This window comes from Cellulosimicrobium sp. CpK407 (genome assembly GCF_051844275.1).
Taxonomy (GTDB): domain Bacteria; phylum Actinomycetota; class Actinomycetes; order Actinomycetales; family Cellulomonadaceae; genus Cellulosimicrobium; species Cellulosimicrobium cellulans_G.
The window spans coordinates 1-18293 of record NZ_JBGNYC010000069.1; the positions used below are offsets into that span (position 1 = coordinate 1).

Consider the following 18293-nt stretch of genomic DNA (forward strand, 5'->3'; position numbering starts at 1 on the left):
GACCACGAGCACGTGGCTCGATGCCGTGTCGGAGGCAGATGCTGGTGCGGGCAGAGGTGCGGTTGTCATCGTCGCCTTTCCATCCATGCGGTGACGCCTTGTTCCGTGGGCGAGGACGCTCTGCGCCTCGGGCGCGCGCCCTTCGTCGTGATCCAGTCGCTCCGACGCGCGCGAGTCGCGCCTCGGCGGTCCGCCGTGTCCCGATGGTGAGTCCGGCGGGCGGGACCTCGGGCGGGTCGTCACTGCCGGCCCGCCCGAGGTGGCGATCACACCGGAATCGCTGAGCGCGCGCTGAGCGGCCAGACCGTGAGGTCGTCGACGTTCAGCGTGCCTTCTCCGACCGCAGTGATCGTGAGGCCGGTGGAGTCGGGACGCGGGTAGATGCGGTTGGTCATGACCGCGGCACCGTCGTCGACGAAGAGCTCGACGGAGCAGGTGTCGATGAAGAACCGCAGCTCGAGCGACTCCCGTGCAGCGTCGAAAGCGACGTGGCTGGATGTCACGTCTCCGGCTCCCGACAGCGAGCGGTCGCACGTGATGCGGCCGGTGCGTCGGTCCACGGTGTACAGGGTCTGTTCAGAGCCGTCGCCTGATGCTCGCACGGCGATGCGCGCGACTCGAGCACTGCTCGGTCCGAGGAGGACGCGCACCTCCACCGAGGCGCCCGTGTCGACCTTCAACGGCTGACCACCGACCTCGTGGGCGCCGAGCTGCCGGACCGGTCCGCGTAGCGACTCGACCTCGCCGACCGGTCGCTGCTTGAACGCACCCCCTTCGAGCGTGAGCTCTCGGGGGATGGTCATGGCTCCGGCCCAGCCGTCCTCGGCGGTGACGTTGCTCTGGAACCACTGCTGCATCCAGCCGATGAGGATGCGTCTGCCGGTCTCGTCGACCATGGTCTGCGGGGCGTAGAAGTCGATCCCACCGTCGAGCTGCTGCTGGGCGGCAGACGTGAAGCGCCCCGAGACCGCGTCGAAGTCCCCGATCTGGACGAACGGGAAGGTGTTCACGGTCCCCTGCATCGGCGAGACGACGAGCGCGTACCGGTCAGCCAGCGGGAACAGGTCGGGGCACTCCCACATCGACCCTTCCGGGCCTCTGCTCTCAGCTGCTACGCCGATGTACTCCCACGTGGTGAGGTCGCCGTCCGAGGCGTAGAGCAGGGCTTTCCCGCGACCGTCGGCGCTGGAGCCGATGACGGCGTACGTGCGGTCGCCGATCTGCACCATCTTGGGGTCGCGGAAGTCCGCGCCACCGTCGGCCGGCGGCACGGGGATGACGGGGTTGGCCGCATGCTTGCGGAAGTGCACGCCGTCGTCAGACACGGCGATGTTCTGGGTCTGCGGGGGCTGCCTCCCGTCGACGCTCCCGGTGTACATGAGCACGAGCCGGCCGGCGTCGTCCACGAGCGCGCTACCGGAGAAGCACCCGTATCCGACCACGCCGTCACCGTTGTCGTACTCCTCGGACGGTGCCAGTGCGGTGGGTAGGTGCTCCCACCGGACCAGGTCGTCGCTGACGGCGTGCCCCCAGTGCATGGGGCCCCACTGGGGGCCGTAGGGCCAGAACTGGTAGAACAGGTGGTAGCGGCCCCGGAACTGGACGAACCCGTTGGGATCGTTCATCCAGCCGGTCGGAGGCGTGAGGTGGTACCCAGGACGCCACCGCGAGTGTGCGTCGCTGGCGTTGGCAACGTGCTCGTCGGCCGCCCGGAGAGCGTGCTCCGCCGTCTGGGCGCTCATGCGTCGGCCGCCGCGCGGATGCGTCGTGCCTGCTCGATGTTGGCGGCCTCCGCAGTTCGGGTGAGTTCGATCTTGCGCGCCATCTCGGCGTCCTTGCCCGACCGGTAGATCTCGTCACGCCTGCTTGCGGCGTCGTGTGCTGCCGTCATCTCTGCGGTCAGCGGCTTGCTGTAGGGGGCGGTGCGAGGTTCGAGGTGCGCGACGTAGGGAAGCCGCTCGTCCACGGGAAGGATCTGCAGCCGGGGAGAGGGGAGCGTCTGGTACCAGTAGGCGGTGGACGCCCAGTCGTCGGACAGGTGGTTGGCATGGCCGTGCTCGATCGTGACCTTGATGCGTTCCTGGAACCGGACGGGGTCGAGCACGTGGAACCGGTAGGAGACCTGGTACCCGGGCAGGTCGCTCTCGTGCACGATCGAACCGTTGTAGAGGAAAGCGTTCTTCTGCATTCCCCAGGCGTGGCCGAAGTAGTCCTCGGTGCCGGTGCCGTTGACGCTGGGGGTGGACTCTCCGTCGATGTAGATCATGTCGTCGCCTTCCCCCCACCAGCTGCCCTGGAAGTGCGTGACGGACAGGTTGCAGCCGACGTAGTGGCCGCGGCCCTCGGTCTCCAGGACGACATAGTTGCCGTCACCGGACAGGTTGGTCGCCTGCTGGATCTCGGGGCTGTTGACCTGCAGGTCCGGTCCCCAGCCGTCGCACGGGTTGCTACGCGTCCACTGGGCGTGGAAGTAGAGAGTGTCCTCGGGCAGCGGCTCGCGGTAGAGCTCGTAGTCGATGTAGAAGTAGACGCCGAACGGGACGTCGTTGTCGTTCACGAGCTCGATGCGCGCCTTGCGCCCGAACGGCATGGGGAAGTAGCAGTTGCGCGCACAGGGAGCGCCGAACTTCCCTGCTTCCTCGGGCTTGAGGGAGACGTTGAACGGCGCGGACTCGTAGTTGCCGGGGAACGAGTGCCCGATGCCGAAGAAGTCGCCGAGGGGGGTCAGCACGCTAGGGGTGTCCTGGTCGTCCCAGGTGATCTTGATCAGAGCCTTGCGGTAGTAGAAGGGGTCTTGCTCTTCCCACGTCACGCCGAGGGCGTTGTGGATCTCGTTGACCGGGGCGACGCGGCTGCCGAGCACGGGGTCGACGACCCCCGGACCGAGTGTGCGTCGGCAGAAGGACGTCATCCAGATGTGGGTGATGCAGCCGGGACCGTCGATCTCGGCCAGGACCACGCTCTCACCGGCGGGGACCATCCAGTAGTCCTGGTTCGCCCCGGTCGGGTCACTGCTGGAGGCGCGACCGGTGCGTGCGTCGCTGGCGCGAGTCAGGGAGCGCAGCCCGTCGGGGAATGCTGAGGTCATGTCTGTCGATTCTCCTTGTCGATGGGGTGGGAAGAGGGAGAGCGTCCTAGCCCTTCACGGCGCCGGCGGTCATGCCGCCGATGATGAAACGCTGGAAGACGGCGTAGAACGCGAGCTGGGGGATGATGAAGAGCAGGCTGGCGGCGACTATCCCGCCGTAGTCGATGCTGAACTGGCCCTTGAACTGCGAGATCGCCAGCGGGATGGTCATCATGTCCGGATCGCTGATGAGAGTGACGGCGAACGGGAACTCGTTCCAGATGTACAGCATGTTGAAGATGAACACGGTGACCACGATGGGCATGACGATCGGCAGGACGATGCGGAACGCCATGGTCCACAGGTTGACCCCGTCGAGGACCGCGGCTTCCTCGATCTCGGCGGGGAAACCGCGCAGGAAGCCGGTGAACAGCAAGGTGTTGAACCCGACGGACATGGCGACGTAGGGCAGGACGAGCGACAGGTAGGTGTTCTGGATGCCGAGCTCGATCGTGATCCGGTACACGGGGAACAGCAGGATGAACGGCGGGATCGCCTGGCCGGCGATGAAGAACAGATAGATCGCATTCGCGAGCCACTTTCGACGGTAGACCAGTCGGGTGAGCGCAAGGGAGCTGAGGAACGTGATGAACAGCTGGATGGCCAGGGCGAGGGCTGCGATGACGAACGTGTTCTTGTAGAGCAGTGCCAGATCGAGGGTGCCCAGCGCACGTGCGAAGTTGTCGAGGCTCAGCGACGTGGGCAGCGCCAGCGGGTCGTTGAGGATGGACGCGTTGTCCTTGAAGACGAGCAGCACCATCCATACGAACGGGGTCACGACGAGCACGGTGATGACGGCAGTGATGAACGTCTGGACCGGGTGTCGCCGAGTCCGGGTCGGGGTAGGCATCATCAGCTCTCCGTCCGTGCGAGGCGCCGGCGCAACGCTGGCAGGCCGAGGATGACGCCCGCGGCGACGAAGGTGATCGCCAGGGTCGTGACGGCGATCGACATGCCATACCCGTACTCGCCAGCGGTGAACGTCGTGTTGTACATGTAGGTGACCAGGAGCTCCGACAGATGGTTGGGGCCACCGTTCGTCAGCTGCAGGACCGTCTCGAAGATCTTGAAGACCAGGGTGATCACCAGGATGGTGCTCATCTTGAACGTCTCGTTCAGCAGCGGGATCGTGACGTGGAAGAGCTTCTGGGATCCGCTGGCGCCATCGAGCGAGGCAGCCTCGTACAGCTCATCGGGTATGAGGGTGAGGCCGGCGATGAAGATCGTCGCGATGTAACCGAGGCTCTGCCAGCTCTGCACGATCGCCAGCGAGAACGGGGTCAGGTCGGGCCCACCGATCCACTCCAGGGCGAGTGCCTCGAGACCGACGGCGCGCAGCACGTTGTTCACGAGCCCGATCTGCGGGTCCAGGATGAACACCCAGATCAGGCCCACCAGGATCGGGGCGATGATCGCGGGGGAGAAGTTGACGGCCCGCACCGCCGCCATGCCACGCACCGCGCGCCGCATGAGGAGCGCCAGTCCGAAGGCACCCGGGATCAGCAGGACGAGGGTGACGACCAGGACGATGACGGTGTTCTTCAGGGCGATCGCGAACAGCGGGTCCTCGAGGAGCCGGCGGTAGTTGTCGAGGCCGACGAACTGGGGCTGGCCGATCCCGCTGAACTTGGTGAGGCTGTAGTACGCCGCGATGAAGATGGGCGCGACGATGTAGGCGAGGTAGACGGCCAGAGTTGGCGCGATGAGCGCCACCTTGTTGGCCGATGAGCTGAACCACTTCATCGTGAGCGTGCTTCCTTCGTTCCAGACCGGCTCGCGGTCGCGGTGCCGGGCGGTGCGGTCCCGCCCGGCACCGCGAGCCTCAGAGCTCGTTGTCGATTGCCTTCTGCACGACGGCGGCAGCCTGGGACGGGTCGTAGGTCCCGTTGATCACGCCGTAGATGCTGTCGTACATGGCGTTGGCCACGGCCTCAGAGACGACCAGGTCAGGCTGGGCCGGCTGGCTCGAGTAGTCGGGAGAGGAGACCTGCTCCATGACGCTGGCGAACACCGGGTGCTGGGTCGCGTCGACGCTGACGTCGACGTCGGTCATGGCGGGCACCTGGTTGTCCACCATGATCTGGATGCCGTCCGGGCCGTAGTAGAACGCGAGGAACTTCTCGATCGCGCCAAGCTTGGCCTCGTCCTCGGCTACCTGAGCGTTGACGACGATCGGGGCGCTGGGGACGACCGAGCTGACGTTCTGATCACCGACCCCGTCGGAGAACGTCGGACCCCACCAGAAGCCCACGTCCTGCCCGATCGGACTGGCCTCGATCTTCTGCACGTCCCAGGTTCCAGAGTCGAGCAGCGCGGCCTGCCCGCCGGTGAAGGACTCCACGGCCTGGAAGTAGGACTGGGTGGTCACGTTCTCCGGGAACGCACCAGCCTCCCGTAGCAAATCGATTTTCTCGTAGAACCGGACAAAGTCGTCGTTGTCGTAGGCCTCCTCGCCCGCGAGGATCGCCTCGATCTTGTCGAAGTACCCGAAGCGCGACAGCATCGTCAGGAACGCCCACACGCTGTACGGGTCCTTCGCACCCTGGGCGATCGTGGTGATGCCCTTGGCGCGAAACACCTCGCTGGCCGCAAGAAGGTCGTCGAAGGTCTGCGGGACCTCCAGCCCGTTCTCCTCGAAGAGGGCCCGGTTGTAGAACAGGCCGGTGACAAGCGGCTGGTACGGCAGGCCGTACTGCACGCCGTCGTCGTTGAACGCCTCGACCATGTTGGGCCGCAGGGAGCCCGAGATGTCCGGGTTGGCATCCAGGAAGCCCGACAGGTCGAGCAGCGCGCCCGCCTCGTTGAGCTCGCTCGCCGACGCCTGCAGCATCCAGAACATGTCGGGGAGGTTCCCGGACTGGGACTGCATCTTGATGCCCTTGATGTGCTCGGACTGCTCCTTGCCGATCAAGTTGACGTCGATGTCGGGGTTCTGCGCCTCGAACGCATCGACGACGGCAGCGAACGCGGGCTCCTGGTCTTGCGGGTTCGCCACGTGGATCGCGAAGTCGATCCTCGTGCGCCCGTCGTCGGACTGGCCGGCAGACCCACTGCTGCAGCCGGCGAGGAGGAGGGCGGTCGAAACTGCGACGGCGACTACGCCGTGTGGTCGTCTCATCGGTGACTCCTTTGTGTTGACGATGATCGAAGGACCAGCTGGGAAGGGACGACTTCGTGCCGGACAGGGCCCGAAGGCGCGTTCAGACGCTCGAGCAGCAGGGCGGCGGCGGCCTGACCCATGGCGAACGCGGGTTGAGCGATCGAGTCGATCGCGGGTTCGACGAGGTTCATCCATTCGTAGTCGTCGTACACGAGCAGCCCTGTCGACCTCGCAGCCTCGCCCCGTACGTCCATCAGTGCGCGGATGACGCCCATCGCGACCGTGTTGTTCGCGACGAAGAGCGCGTCCAGGTCCGGGAGACGCTCGAGGACCTGAAGGCCGGTGCGGTATCCCCCCTCGTAGGAGGACTCGGTGACGAACACGCGGTCGCCGGCACGGCCGCCCTGGGCGGTGATCGCCTCAGTGAAGGCAGCGTGCCGTTCGACCATGCTGGAGACGTCGATCGGGCTGGAGATGCAGGCGATGTCGCGAAAGCCGCGGCTGAACAGGGCCTGCAGCCCTTCCATCGTCGCCTCGTAGTTGTTCGTGCCGACGTAGTCCACGTCGTGGTCCAGGTGCATCGGGAGGCGGTCGACGTAGACGACGGGAAAGGACGCGGCGAGAGCCGCCTGGGCGTGGTGGCCGTTGTCGACGGTGGGTGCGAGGACGAGGCCGTCGATGAAGTCGGTGAACTGCCCCGAGAGCATGCCGATCTGCTCGCGTTCTCGGTCGTAGTTCTCGACGCTGTTGCTGATGATCGTGCGGTACCCGTGCTCGGACAGCACGTTCTCGATGCCTGCCGCCAGTCGTGTGAAGAAGGCGGCCGAGGTGTCCTGGTCCTGCATGGGCAGGACGAGCCCGACGACGCGTGAGGACTGGCGGCGCAGTGAGCTGGCGACCCCGCTGGGCCGGTACCCGAGAGCATCGACAGCGTCCTGGACGCGCTGGCGCACGCCCTGGCTGACGAACTTCGTCCCGTTCACCACGTGGGAGACCGTTGCCGTCGACACACCAGCCGCGTGAGCGACGTCCTTGATCGTGGGCTTCTTCACCTCGACCTCCCAGACGCAGTTAAACGATTTTCTCCGACCGTGGCGAACGTAACCCTCGATCGCCCGGCCCGTCAAGCCTTCTGCCCACGACGCTGATCGACCATGCCCACAGGCCGGGGAGCAGGAGGAGCGCGAAGCCTGTGATCAGCGCCGCGACGCGCAGCAGGAGGAACGTGGCGGTCGCGAACGCGAGGTTGTGCCACGGGCGGTGCGCCGTGATGGCGAGGGCGTCGACGAATCCGAGGTCCGCCGCGCGCGATCGCGCTCGCAGACCGTGGATGAGCGCCAGGCCCGCGACGGCGGTCGCGACGCCCGTCAGCACGAGCAGCGGGGTTCGACCCGCGCCCGTGACGACGGTCGAGATCAGGGCATAGTCCGCGAGCAGGAACGCCGTGATGCCGCACGGCGCAAGGTGCGCGCGCAGCGAGGGTCGGAACTGAGTGAAGTACCGGTGCCAGAACAGGCGCCAGACGGGGCGGGCCGAGCCGTCGACGAAACGGCGGTCTGCGGCCCAGACGAGTGCTGCCAGGGAAGGCGGTGCTCCCAGGACGACCAAGCCCAGCGCCACGCCGCACCAGAACGCGATCGTGAGCACGACGACATCGCTCACCAGGACGAAGAACCCGGCGAGACGGGTCAGAACCGACGACATGCCGGTACCACCTCCGTTCTGCGCACGCCGACGGCGGGCGTCGGCGCACCAGGGTAGCCGCAGCCGGTTCGCCCCGTCGCACGCATGACCCATCAGGATTCCCGCGTCGAGAGCTCCTTGCGGGTGGGATTGACAGCCCCTGGACCCCAGGTCTACCTTCGGCGCTAAACCGTTTGGGCAGAACGATTTGGCAACCAGTACGTGTCGAGAAGACGAAGGAGTCTGGCGATGACGCCACGAAAGCAGAAGCAGTCACGGGCGGCCCTGATCTTCCGGGTAGGTCCCGCCGCCGCGGCGGTGCTGGCTCTGAGCCTGGCCGCGTGCGGCGCCGGAGGGAGCGACGAGGGTGCGTCCGGGGCGGGTGACGACCTGACCGTCCTCGTCGAGGGAGGGGGCAAGGCGGAGCTCGCGCCCGTCGCCGCGGCGTTCGAGCAGGAGACGGGGACGAAGGTCACCTTTGTCGAGCTGCCCTACGACGGTCTCTACGACCGGCTCTCCAGCGAGCTGTCGTCGGGCAACGTGAGCTTCGACGTGGCCGCTCTGGACTCGATCTGGCTCAGCGCGTTCGCCGACGGACTGGCGCCGTTGGACGAGATGTTCACCGATGAGGTGCAGGGGGACCTGTTCCCGTCGCTGGTCGCCGAAGCGCAAGTGGGCGAGAGGTTCGTCGGGATGCCCGCCTGGACCAACGCGCAGGTCTTGTTCTACCGCGAGGACCTGTTCTCCGACCCGGCCCAGCAGCAGGCCTTCCAGTCCCGGTACGGGTACGAGCTGGCTCCGCCCACCACCTGGGACCAGTACCTCGACGTCGCAGCGTTCTTCACCCAGGACACCGACGGGGACGGAGCAGTCGACCTGTACGGGACTGACGTCAAGGGCGCGGTCGAGACCGAGTGGCTCGCGCTGGTCCTCCAGGCGGGCTCCGAGGACATGGTGCTCGACGCGGACGGCGACGTGATCATCGACAGCGCCGAGCACCAGGCCGCGCTGGACGCCTATGTCGCCCCTCTCAAGGCTGGGTCAGCACCTGCGGGCGCCTCGCAGATGGACTGGGCCGAGGCGCAGAACCTGTTCTACCAGGGGCAGACTGCGATGACCCGCTTCTGGGCGCACGCCTACACCCAGGTGCCCGAGGACTCGCCGATGGCCGGCAACGTCGGGGTCACCACCATGCCCGCCGGCCCGGGCGGGGCGGCGGCGGTACCGGGCGCGTGGTACCTCTCGGTTCCGACGGCGACCGACAAGCAGGACCAGGCCATGGAGTTCGTCCAGTTCGCCTTCGACCACAACGAGCTGGGCATCGAGACGTCGCTGGGCCTCGCGGCCACGATCCCTGCGCTGGAGGCCGGTGCGCAGCAGGAGGGCCGGGAGAACCTGTCGGCGCTGATCGAGGCGCTCGAAGCCCCAGGTACGGCGCCGCGGCCCGCGACGGAGAAGTGGCAGCAGATCGTGGACAGCGTGCTGATCCCGATGCTGCAGGAGGCCACGACGGACGGCGCGGACACCCAGGCTCTGCTCGACGACGCCAAGGCCCAGATCGAGGACATCCTCGGCTGACGTGTCTCGTACGCACCGGCACCGCTGTGCCGGTGCGTACGAGGCCGGCGTCAGGGCGTTCTTCTCCTGAAAGGTCTTGCCGTGCGAATCACCGATCGCCGCTACGCAGCGCTGCTGATGGCGCCCGCTGCGTTGTTCTTGCTCGTCTTCGTCGCCTGGCCCCTCGTGCGCCTCGTCGTCGACAGCTTCTTCGACATCTCTCCGATCGCGGGTGGGCCGCGAGAGTTCATCGGGTTCGGCAACTACGCCGACATCCTCGCCAGCGACGCGTTCCGCGGCGCCGCGTGGCGCACGCTCGCGTATACCGCGATCGTCGTGACGTTCGAGTTCGTCCTCGGGTTCGCGGTCGCGCTGCTGTTCACCGCGCTGGGGCAGCGGTCCTCGGTCTTCCGCACGATCTTCTTGTACCCGCTGATGATCGCCCCGGTCGTCGCTGGCCTGCTCTGGCGTTTCCTGCTGATCGACAACTCCGGGATCGTCAACCAGCTGCTCTTCCGAGTCGGGATCCTGGACTCGCCGACCGACATCGGGTGGCTCTCCGACCCCGACATCGTGCTGTGGGCGGTCGCGATCCCGGACATCTGGCTCACCACGTCGTTCATGACGCTCGTCATCTTCGCCGGGCTGCAGAACGTCCCCGGCGACGTGCTCGAGGCGGCGCGTCTCGACGGCGCACGGTTCCCGACCCTGCTGGCCCGGATCATCGTGCCGCTCCTGCGGCCCGTGATCGCCGTGGCGCTCATCGTGCGCGGGATCGACGCCGCCAAGGCCTTCGACATCATCCTGATCCAGACCGGCGGTGGGCCGCAGAACGCGTCCCAGACGCTGAGCCTCCTCGTCTACCAGACCATGGTGCGCTTCGGTGAGCCCGGGCTGGCCAGCGCGATGGGGACCCTGTACCTGCTCGCGATGCTGCTGGTCGCCGGCATCGCCGTCTGGTTCATCTGGCGACCTGGAGCCCAGTCATGACCGGCCTGACCGTCCGCCGTCCCGCCACTCGCGTCCTGCTGTGGGTGCTGCTCGTCAGCACCGTGGTGCTGTACGGCTTCCCGTTCCTCTACCTGTTGCTGACCTCGTTCAAGACCCCGTTCGAGACCCTGGCGGTGCCGCCGCGCATCCTCCCGACCCAGTGGACGACAGAGAACTACTCCTCGGCCCTGGAACGCACCGGGGTGGTCGCCTCGTTCATCAACAGCATCTCGACCGCCGCGATCAGCACGCTCCTGGCTCTGGCGCTAGCGGTCCCCGCCGCATACGGCATCACCCGGTTCCGCACGAGGACCGGCCGCCTGGTCAGCATGGCCGCACTCGTGACCCGCATGGTCCCGCCCGTGGCGGTCGGCGTCCCGCTGATGTCGATGCTCGCAGCAGTGCGCCTGACCGACACCCCCACCGGGTTGGCCATCGCGCACACCACGATCTCGCTCCCCCTGTGCATCCTGCTCATGGCCAGCTTCTTCGAGGCCGTCCCGTTCGAGCTCGAGGAGGCCGCCAAGGTCGACGGCTGCGGACGCCTCCGGGCGCTGTGGAGCGTGGTCATCCCCGTGGTGTCCGGCGGCGTCGCCGTCACCGCGATCTTCGCCTTCCTCGCATCCTGGAACGAGTTCCTCTTCGCGATTCTCTTGACCTCGGTGCGTGCCCAGACCACACCGATCGTGATCGCGAACTTCCAGACGCAGTTCGGTCTGGACTGGGGCCCGATGACCGCGCTGGCAGCCCTGTACTCGATCCCCGTCATCCTGCTCACCCTCTTCCTGCAGCGCCACATCGTCGCGGGGCTCACGCTCGGCGCGGTCAAGGGATGAGCACCGAAGAACTGGTTCCCCGAGGTGGTCGCCGCAGGGGCGGGTCGACGCCAGACCCTCAGGTGCGACAGAAGGAGCACGAGACAGACGTGGCAAGCAACTACTACGACGTGACGCAGTGGCCCGCAGGCGATCCGCAGGACGACATCGGTGCGGTGATCAACGCCATCATCGCCGACGTCAAGCGCAGACAGACGCGCACCGACGTGAATGACGGAGGCAGGCCTGGTGCGGTGATCTACATCCCGCCCGGCGACTACCGCCTTCGAACGCAGGTCGTCATCGACATCAGCTATCTGAGGATCGAGGGCTCTGGGCACGGGTTCACGTCGTCCAGCATCCGCTTCAACGTCCCGGAGGCTGAATGGGCAGACCTGCACGAGCTGTGGCCGGGAGGAAGTCGCGTCCTGGTCGACCTTCCCGTCGACTCGAGCACCGACGAGTCGTCAGGTGCAGCGTTCCTCGTCGCACGCACCGGAGACCCACGCATCAGCTCGGTCGAGTTCTCCAACTTCTGCATCGACGGACTGCACTTCATCGACGATGAGGTCACATCGAATCCAGAGAACAGCTATGTCAATGGCAAGACCGGTATCTACGTCGCCAGCGCGAACGACTCCGTGCGTATCACGGGGATGGGTCTCGTCTACCTCGAGCACGGGCTGACGATCTACAACGCCGACGCGCTCTCGATCCATGACAACTTCATCGCCGAGTGCGGCAACTGCATCGAGTTGCGCGGGTGGGGTCAGGCGTCGAAGATCACCGACAATCTGGTCGGGGCCGGCTACAAGGGCCACTCCATCTTCGCGGAGAACCACGGGGGCCTGCTGATCACCGCGAACAACGTCTTCCCACGCGGCGCGAGCAGCATCTACCTGGTGGGCGTCACGCGCTCGAGCATCACCAACAACCGGCTGCACTCGTTCTACCCAGGGATGGTGGAGCTCACGGCCGGGTCCTCGGAGAACCTCGTAGCGTCGAACCACCTTCTGCGCGACCACGAACCGTGGACGCCGTTCCTCGGGATCGACAACGGGCTGGACGACCTGCACGGCCTGCTGCGCATCAGCGGGAGCAACAACTCGATCGTCGCCAACCACTTCTCCGCGGTCATCGATGCAGAGAACGTCCAACCGGTCGGAGCGAGTCCGGTGATCGTCCGACTCGTGGAAGGCAGTGGCAACTATGTCGCGAGCAACCACTCCGTCGCACTGGACGTCCAGGCGAGCGCGAGCGACTCCTGCTTCGAGGCGCAGGTCGGCGCGCTGCTCATGACTGGAAAGACCTCCGGCAGGCTGGCCGTCACGACGGTCCACGTGGAGACAGGATCTGTCGGGAACACGATCCTGGACTCCGGCAGCGACTCCCAGGTTTCCATGGACAAGGCGATCAACGCGTTTCGTGCGACGCCCACGACCGGGTGACAGTCGGATCATGAGTATTCCTCGGCCCGTCGGCAGGGCGCTGACCAGGAGCAGCGGCTTGAACGGTCGGCAGGCCAGGTAGATTCTGGGCGCTACGCCCTGACGAGGGCAGCGATACCGTGATGGAGGAGCGGAGACCGGTGCGCAGCAGAGTACGGCTCAAGGACGTCGCGGCCGAGGCGGGAGTGTCCGTCACGACCGTGTCGCACGTGCTGAACGAGACTCCGCACACGCGTATCAATGAACAGACTCGGCAACGCGTGCTCGCCGTGGCTGCCGAGATGGACTACCGGCCCAACCGGATCGCACGCAGCCTGCGCACCCAGAGCTCGGGCATGATCGGCCTGTTGACCGAAGAGATCGCCACGACTCCTCATGCCGGCCGCATCATTCTCGGCGCGCAAGAGACGGCGAGCAAGCACCATCTGACGCTGGCGATCATCAACTCGGCGCTGCAGGCCGACGCCGACGAACGCCGCGATGACGTCATCGCACTGCTGGACCGCCAGGTCGACGGCATCATCTATGCCACCGTCTTCCACGACGTCGTCACACCACCCGACGAGCTGAGCTCGGTGCCGTCCGTGCTGATCGGCGCCAAGGACCGCGCCCGCCGTGTGTCGTCCGTCGAACCCGACGAGTTCAGGGGCGCGTTCGCAGCGGTGGAGGCACTGATCGCGGCCGGACACCGCAGGATCGCCCACGTCGCCAGCGTCGAGGACGTGCCGGCCAACCGGGGACGGCGGCAGGGGTACCGGACTGCACTCAGCGCGCACGGAATACCGGTCCACGAAGACCTGATCGCCGAGGCGGAGGGCGAAGCCGGAGGCGGGTTCCTGGCGGCTTCTCGCCTGCTCGACCAGCGCGAGCCGCCCACCGCGATCTTCTGCTACAACGACCGGATGGCGATGGGCGTCTACCGGGCCGTCGCGGATCGCGGACTCCGTGTTCCCGAGGACGTCTCCGTCATCGGTTTCGACAATCAAGAGCCCATCGCCAGCGGTCTCTTTCCAGGGCTGACGACCGTCTCGCTGCCGCACTACGAGATGGGCGCGTGGGCGGTGGAGCAGCTGGTCGATCAGATCTCGGGCACTGGTGCCTACGTCGCCCATCGGCTGGAGTGTCCGCTCGTTCATCGCAGCTCCGTCGCGCACGTCCCGATGCCTCCCTCCGGCAGCATCACCTGATTCCTCCGCGGGAACCGCTGACGACGAGCCCGGAGCGCCGGCCCCTCCGTCCGCGTGCGAGTCCGCACGGTCGCTGCGATGCTGGCGCGGCTGGGGGCAAAACCTCGCACAGCAGACGAAAGGGAGAAATCCATGGGTTGGCTCGCGTACATCGTCCTCGGCCTCGTCGCCGGTCTCGTCGCGCGTGCGGTGCTGCCGGGAAAGCAGACGGGCTCGCTGATCGTCACGATCCTGCTGGGCATCCTCGGGGCGCTGCTCGGTGGGTGGCTCGGCTCCGTCCTGTTCGGTACGTCGCTCGGTGACCTGGGCGACTTCCGGACCTGGCTCCTGGCGATCCTCGGCTCGCTGGTCACGCTCGGGATCTACGGCGCGGTGACCCGGGGGAACCGTCGCAACGCCTGACGGACCCCGACCTACGACGTCTCGCACCGGGACGGTCACCACCTGACCGGCGGCTCCCCGCACGACACGACGCCAGGCCCGCCCCGCCCGGAGAACCGGAAGGGACGGGCCTGGCGTCTGTTGTCGGCGCCCGCCGGTCAGCCGCAGGTGGTCGCGTCGTACGGCGCGACGACCTCCGCGGTGACCTGCTCGCCGTCGACCGTGGCCGAGGCCGTGACGGTCGCCTCGCCCGCCTCGACGGACGTGCCGCGCACCGCGAACGACTGGTACGCGTTCGCACCCGGGGCCACGGCGCTGAACGCCTTGGTCCCGAACGGCGTGTCGAGCGTGACGTCCACGGGGACGTCCTCGCCGTTCGTCGCGCGCACGGCCACGTAGGCCTTGCCCGCGAGGCAGCGCGTCTGCGCGGTGACCGTCACGTCGAGCTCCGGCTCCTCGCCGTCGTCACCGGCGTAGACCTGGGCGACCTCGGCGTCGGACAGCGCCCGGTCGAAGACGCGCACGTCGTCGATCGTGCCCGGCCAGTAGTCGACGGGGTTGCCGCTCCACTGCCCGCGACCGATCGTGAGCGGCCCGGACGGCGTGGTGCCGCCGCACACGTCGGACTGGCCGACGAGCTCGCCGTTGACGTAGAGCTTGAGCTTCTGGTCGGCCGCGTCGCGGACGCCCACGACGTGGTACCAGTCGCCGATCACCGGCTCGACGACGTACTCGGCCCGCGGCTCGCCCTCGTAGGAGAAGGCCCACCGGCCGCCCCCGCCGTACTGGAGGTAGAACGCGCTCGCGCCCACGGTGGAGTCCTGGCCCACGATGGTCGACCAGTTGCTCGGCTTCTTGTCGAGCTGGACCCACGCCGAGACCGTGTAGGAGCCGGTCGTGTCGACGACAGGCCCTTCGGTCGTGAAGTGGTCGTCGACGCCGTCGAGGTGGATGGCGGACCCGGTTCCGTCGCGCCCGGCCACCCACTCGCCCGTGCCCGACGCCGCGTGGTCGCCCACGCCGTCGGCCGCCGTCGTGCCCTGGCCCTCGTCGAACGACCAGCGGCCCGTGCCGGTCAGGCCCGGGGTGCCCGGGTCGACGGGCGCGGAGCCCTGCTTCGCCGCCGCGACGACCCGCTCGTTGACGTCCTTGACGCGCGCCGCGTCCATCTTGAGCACGCGACGGTCGTACGTGTAGAAGCCGTTGAGCTCGTTCTCGACGTCGGAGATCTCCGTGTACACCGAGCCGGACAGGTAGCACTGCGCCGGCCGCACGAGCTTCTCCGTGTTCTGCACGTACGCGTCCGTCAGCGCCTCGCTGTTCGCGACGCCGCCGTACGGGTTGGCGGACACGCCCGGCCACATGTGGCCCGGGACGCTCATCGAGAAGCCGCCGTGCTCGCCGTCGATCGCGGCGCGCGTGGCGTCCGGCTTCGGCAGCGCCGGGCCGGTGTACATGTGCCAGTCGATGATGTCGCCCGTCTTGGAGTCGCCCTTGGACGCGCAGCAGTTGTAGCCCGAGTGCGTGTTGAGGATGCGGCTCGGGTCGTACTCGTCGATCGTGTTGCCGATCCGCGCCGTGTCGGCGAGGTTCCACTCGCCCCAGCCCTCGTTGAACGTCACCCAGCCCACGATCGACGGCACCGAGCGGTGCTGGTCGATGATGTCCTTCATCTCCTGCTCCCAGAAGACGCGGGACGCCGGGTTCGTGTCGCCGTTGTTGAACCAGCCGCTCGGGATGTCCTGCCAGATCATCAGGCCGAGCGTGTCGGCGTGGTAGTAGAACCGCGCGGGCTCGACCTTGATGTGCTTGCGCAGCGTGTTGAAGCCCAGGTCCTTGTGGGCCTGGATGTCGAACACGTACGCCTCGTCGGACGCGGGCGTGTAGATGCCGTCCGGCCAGTAGCCCTGGTCGAGCGTCGACATGAGGAACGTCTTCTCGCCGTTGAGCAGGATGCGCTGGACGCCGTCCACCTCGGAGACCTCGATCGAGCGCATGCCCGCGTAGGAGGCCACCGTGTCGGTGGAGCCTCCGTCGGTGAGCGTGACGTCGACGTCGTAGAGGTACGGGTCCTCGGGCGACCACAGGTGCGCGTCCGGGATCTCGACCGTGAGCAGCTCGTTCGCGGCGCCGGTGACGGTGCCGACCTCGGTGCCCTCGGCGTCCCGCACGACGGCGGTCACCTCGGCGTCGTCCGACGCGGAGGCCGACTGCGCGGTCACCGCGAGCACGCCCGCCTCGACGTCGGGGGTCGTGACGACGGCGTCGATCGCCGCCGCGGGGACCGGCTCCATCCACACCGTCTGCCAGATGCCCGACGTCGGGGTGTAGAAGATGCCGCCCGGGTTGAGCGTCTGCTTGCCGACGGCCTGGTTGCTGCCGTCCGTCGTGTCGACGGCGCGCACCACGAGCTCCTGCTCGGCGCCCTCGACGAGCGCGTCGGTGACGTCCACGGAGAACGCCTCGTAGCCGCCGCGGTGGGTGCCGACCTGCTGGCCGTTGACGTACACGGTGGCGACGTAGTCGACGGCGCCGAAGTTGATGCGCAGCCGGTTGTCGCTCCCCACGGCCCAGTCCTGCGGCACCTCGAAGGTGCGGCGGTAGAACATGTCGTCCTCGCGGCGCTCGATGCCCGACAGCGCGGACTCGACCGCGTACGGGACGACGATCTCCTCGTCGAGGTCGCGACCGCTCGGCACGGCGTCGTCGGACTCCGCCGCCTCGAACTGCCAGACGCCGTTGAGGTTCTGCCACGCGTCGCGCGTGAGCTGCGGGCGCGGGTACTCCGGCAGGGGGTTGGTGGGGTCGAAGTCGTCGGCCCACGGGGTCTGGATCCGGAACTCGGACCCGTTGGTGACCGGCAGGTTGAGCGAGCCGACCTTCTCGCCGCCGACGGTGAGGTCGCCCTCGCCGTCGTAGACCAGGCGGGCGGTCGACGCGCGGTCGACGGGCTCGGCGAGCGTGATGCCGAGGACGTCGCCCTGCGCCGCGACCTGCGCGACGGGCCACGCGAGCTGGTCCACCTGGACCTTGAGGTGGTCGACGAGGCTCTCGTCGACGCCGCCCGCGGCGCCCTGGAACGTCACGTTGAGGCTCGTGCCGTCGCTCTCGAGCGCGGCCTGCGCGGGGAAGACGACGAAGTCGTCGGGGTACGTGAACGCGTCGGTCGGCACGATCTCACGTTCCTGCGAGGGGCTCTGCCACCGCAACCGGAGGTGCGCACCGCCGGTGTTCTGGAACATCTCCATGCGGAACGAGTACTCCTGGCCCGCCTGGAGCTGGACCGGGGCGGAGGTCTGCTCGACGTCCCAGTCGTCGACCCAGTGGTCGATGACGAGCCGGTCGTCGATCCACAGCCGGAAGCCGTTGTCGCCGATCGCGGAGAACGTGTACGCCTCGCTGTAGTCGGGCGTGATCTTGCCCGTCCAGCGCGCGGACGTGCGCTCGCCGCGGCCCGTGAGCTCGGCGAACGTCGGGACCAGGTTGGGGAACTCGATCCGCTGGTCGGGGATCGTGGCCTTGAGGTCGGTGAGCGGCCAGCCGGGGCCGCCGGACAGGAAGTACTCGCCCTTGAGGCCGTTGTCGAGGGCGAGGTCCTGGGCCGCGACGTCCTGCGCGCCCGCCTCGTCCGTGGTCGTGGCCGCCGGCGTCGCGGTCGCACCGACCGCCGTCGCCACGGCCAGGGGGACCGTCAGCGCCGCGGCCAACGCCGCCGCGACGATCCTCGCGGGTCTGCCCCGTGGGGGCGCTACCGCTGTCATGGACTGCATCCGTGCTTCCTCCTCGTCGAGTGAATCCAGGGACTGCTTCGACGCGGCGGCGTACCGGGCTCCCGTGTCCGGCGGTCGCCCTCCTTGGCGCACCGCACGACGTCTCCCCAGAATCAAACAACTTCCACCAGAAAAAGACAACACCTCACAGCACAGGACATGGCGCGGCAGCCCCACGGACCCTCGGAAGACGCCGAACCCGGGGTCGCTCCTCACCTGACGGCTCAGGTGAGGA

Annotated in this window: 14 protein-coding genes; 6 read left to right on the forward strand and 8 right to left on the reverse strand. The window is 67.6% G+C overall.

What is annotated here, in order from left to right:
* Positions 1-266: 266 nt before the first annotated feature.
* From ABWU78_RS19565 to ABWU78_RS19595, 7 genes are all read right to left on the reverse strand, one after another.
* Complete coding sequence (locus ABWU78_RS19565; protein ID WP_439159261.1) at positions 267-1742, reverse strand: glycoside hydrolase family 32 protein; 1476 nt, start codon at positions 1740-1742, stop codon at positions 267-269.
* The gene (locus ABWU78_RS19570; RefSeq protein WP_439159262.1) at positions 1739-3088 is read right to left on the reverse strand and encodes a glycoside hydrolase family 172 protein; all 1350 of its coding nucleotides are present in this window, start codon (positions 3086-3088) and stop codon (positions 1739-1741) included. Before ABWU78_RS19570 ends, ABWU78_RS19565 begins: the two co-directional genes overlap by 4 nt.
* 46 nt (positions 3089-3134) lie before the next feature.
* Positions 3135-3977: a carbohydrate ABC transporter permease gene (locus ABWU78_RS19575; protein ID WP_439159263.1), complete on the reverse strand. Its 843-nt coding sequence runs from the start codon at positions 3975-3977 to the stop codon at positions 3135-3137.
* A gap of 2 nt (positions 3978-3979) precedes the next feature.
* Positions 3980-4870 (reverse strand): carbohydrate ABC transporter permease, encoded by an 891-nt coding sequence (locus ABWU78_RS19580; RefSeq protein WP_439159264.1) that lies wholly within the window; start codon positions 4868-4870, stop codon positions 3980-3982.
* A gap of 79 nt (positions 4871-4949) precedes the next feature.
* A complete protein-coding gene (locus ABWU78_RS19585) occupies positions 4950-6245 on the reverse strand; it encodes an ABC transporter substrate-binding protein (RefSeq protein ID WP_439159265.1) in 1296 nt (431 codons plus the stop codon).
* A complete protein-coding gene (locus ABWU78_RS19590) occupies positions 6242-7279 on the reverse strand; it encodes a LacI family DNA-binding transcriptional regulator (RefSeq protein WP_439159266.1) in 1038 nt (345 codons plus the stop codon). Before ABWU78_RS19590 ends, ABWU78_RS19585 begins: the two co-directional genes overlap by 4 nt.
* A gap of 19 nt (positions 7280-7298) precedes the next feature.
* Positions 7299-7931 carry a DUF624 domain-containing protein gene (locus ABWU78_RS19595; RefSeq protein WP_439159267.1) on the reverse strand — a complete coding sequence of 211 codons (633 nt, stop codon included), beginning with the start codon at positions 7929-7931 and terminating at the stop codon, positions 7299-7301.
* Between the two features lie 228 nt (positions 7932-8159).
* Here ABWU78_RS19595 and ABWU78_RS19600 point away from each other — a divergent pair, with 228 nt between their 5' ends.
* The 6 genes from ABWU78_RS19600 (at position 8160) to ABWU78_RS19625 (ending at position 14309) form a co-directional block, all read left to right on the forward strand.
* A complete protein-coding gene (locus ABWU78_RS19600) occupies positions 8160-9488 on the forward strand; it encodes an ABC transporter substrate-binding protein (RefSeq protein ID WP_439159268.1) in 1329 nt (442 codons plus the stop codon).
* Between the two features lie 81 nt (positions 9489-9569).
* On the forward strand, positions 9570-10457 hold the full coding sequence (locus ABWU78_RS19605; RefSeq protein ID WP_439159269.1) for a carbohydrate ABC transporter permease: 888 nt from the start codon (positions 9570-9572) through the stop codon (positions 10455-10457).
* Positions 10454-11293, forward strand: coding sequence for a carbohydrate ABC transporter permease (locus tag ABWU78_RS19610; protein ID WP_439159270.1), 840 nt, complete (start codon positions 10454-10456; stop codon positions 11291-11293). The genes ABWU78_RS19605 and ABWU78_RS19610 overlap by 4 nt, the downstream gene beginning before the upstream one ends.
* An 89-nt stretch (positions 11294-11382) precedes the next feature.
* Positions 11383-12720 (forward strand): NosD domain-containing protein, encoded by a 1338-nt coding sequence (locus ABWU78_RS19615; RefSeq protein WP_439159271.1) that lies wholly within the window; start codon positions 11383-11385, stop codon positions 12718-12720.
* Between the two features lie 140 nt (positions 12721-12860).
* The gene (locus tag ABWU78_RS19620; protein ID WP_439159272.1) at positions 12861-13907 is read left to right on the forward strand and encodes a LacI family DNA-binding transcriptional regulator; all 1047 of its coding nucleotides are present in this window, start codon (positions 12861-12863) and stop codon (positions 13905-13907) included.
* 132 nt (positions 13908-14039) lie between these two features.
* A complete protein-coding gene (locus tag ABWU78_RS19625) occupies positions 14040-14309 on the forward strand; it encodes a GlsB/YeaQ/YmgE family stress response membrane protein (protein ID WP_439159273.1) in 270 nt (89 codons plus the stop codon).
* Between the two features lie 137 nt (positions 14310-14446).
* Here the strand turns inward: ABWU78_RS19625 and ABWU78_RS19630 are convergent, their stop codons facing one another.
* The gene (locus tag ABWU78_RS19630) at positions 14447-18058 is read right to left on the reverse strand and encodes a LamG-like jellyroll fold domain-containing protein (protein ID WP_439159274.1); all 3612 of its coding nucleotides are present in this window, start codon (positions 18056-18058) and stop codon (positions 14447-14449) included.
* Between the last annotated feature and the right edge of the window lie 235 nt (positions 18059-18293).

Coding starts and splice junctions, on each gene's coding strand:
- ABWU78_RS19585 (WP_439159265.1), bottom strand. CDS start 6,245: ATGAGACGACCACACGGCGTAGTCGCCGTCGCAGTTTCGACCGCCCTC.
- ABWU78_RS19570 (WP_439159262.1), bottom strand. CDS start 3,088: ATGACCTCAGCATTCCCCGACGGGCTGCGCTCCCTGACTCGCGCCAGC.
- ABWU78_RS19630 (WP_439159274.1), bottom strand. CDS start 18,058: ATGCAGTCCATGACAGCGGTAGCGCCCCCACGGGGCAGACCCGCGAGG.
- ABWU78_RS19565 (WP_439159261.1), bottom strand. CDS start 1,742: ATGAGCGCCCAGACGGCGGAGCACGCTCTCCGGGCGGCCGACGAGCAC.
- ABWU78_RS19600 (WP_439159268.1), top strand. CDS start 8,160: ATGACGCCACGAAAGCAGAAGCAGTCACGGGCGGCCCTGATCTTCCGG.
- ABWU78_RS19610 (WP_439159270.1), top strand. CDS start 10,454: ATGACCGGCCTGACCGTCCGCCGTCCCGCCACTCGCGTCCTGCTGTGG.
- ABWU78_RS19580 (WP_439159264.1), bottom strand. CDS start 4,870: ATGAAGTGGTTCAGCTCATCGGCCAACAAGGTGGCGCTCATCGCGCCA.
- ABWU78_RS19625 (WP_439159273.1), top strand. CDS start 14,040: ATGGGTTGGCTCGCGTACATCGTCCTCGGCCTCGTCGCCGGTCTCGTC.
- ABWU78_RS19575 (WP_439159263.1), bottom strand. CDS start 3,977: ATGCCTACCCCGACCCGGACTCGGCGACACCCGGTCCAGACGTTCATC.
- ABWU78_RS19595 (WP_439159267.1), bottom strand. CDS start 7,931: ATGTCGTCGGTTCTGACCCGTCTCGCCGGGTTCTTCGTCCTGGTGAGC.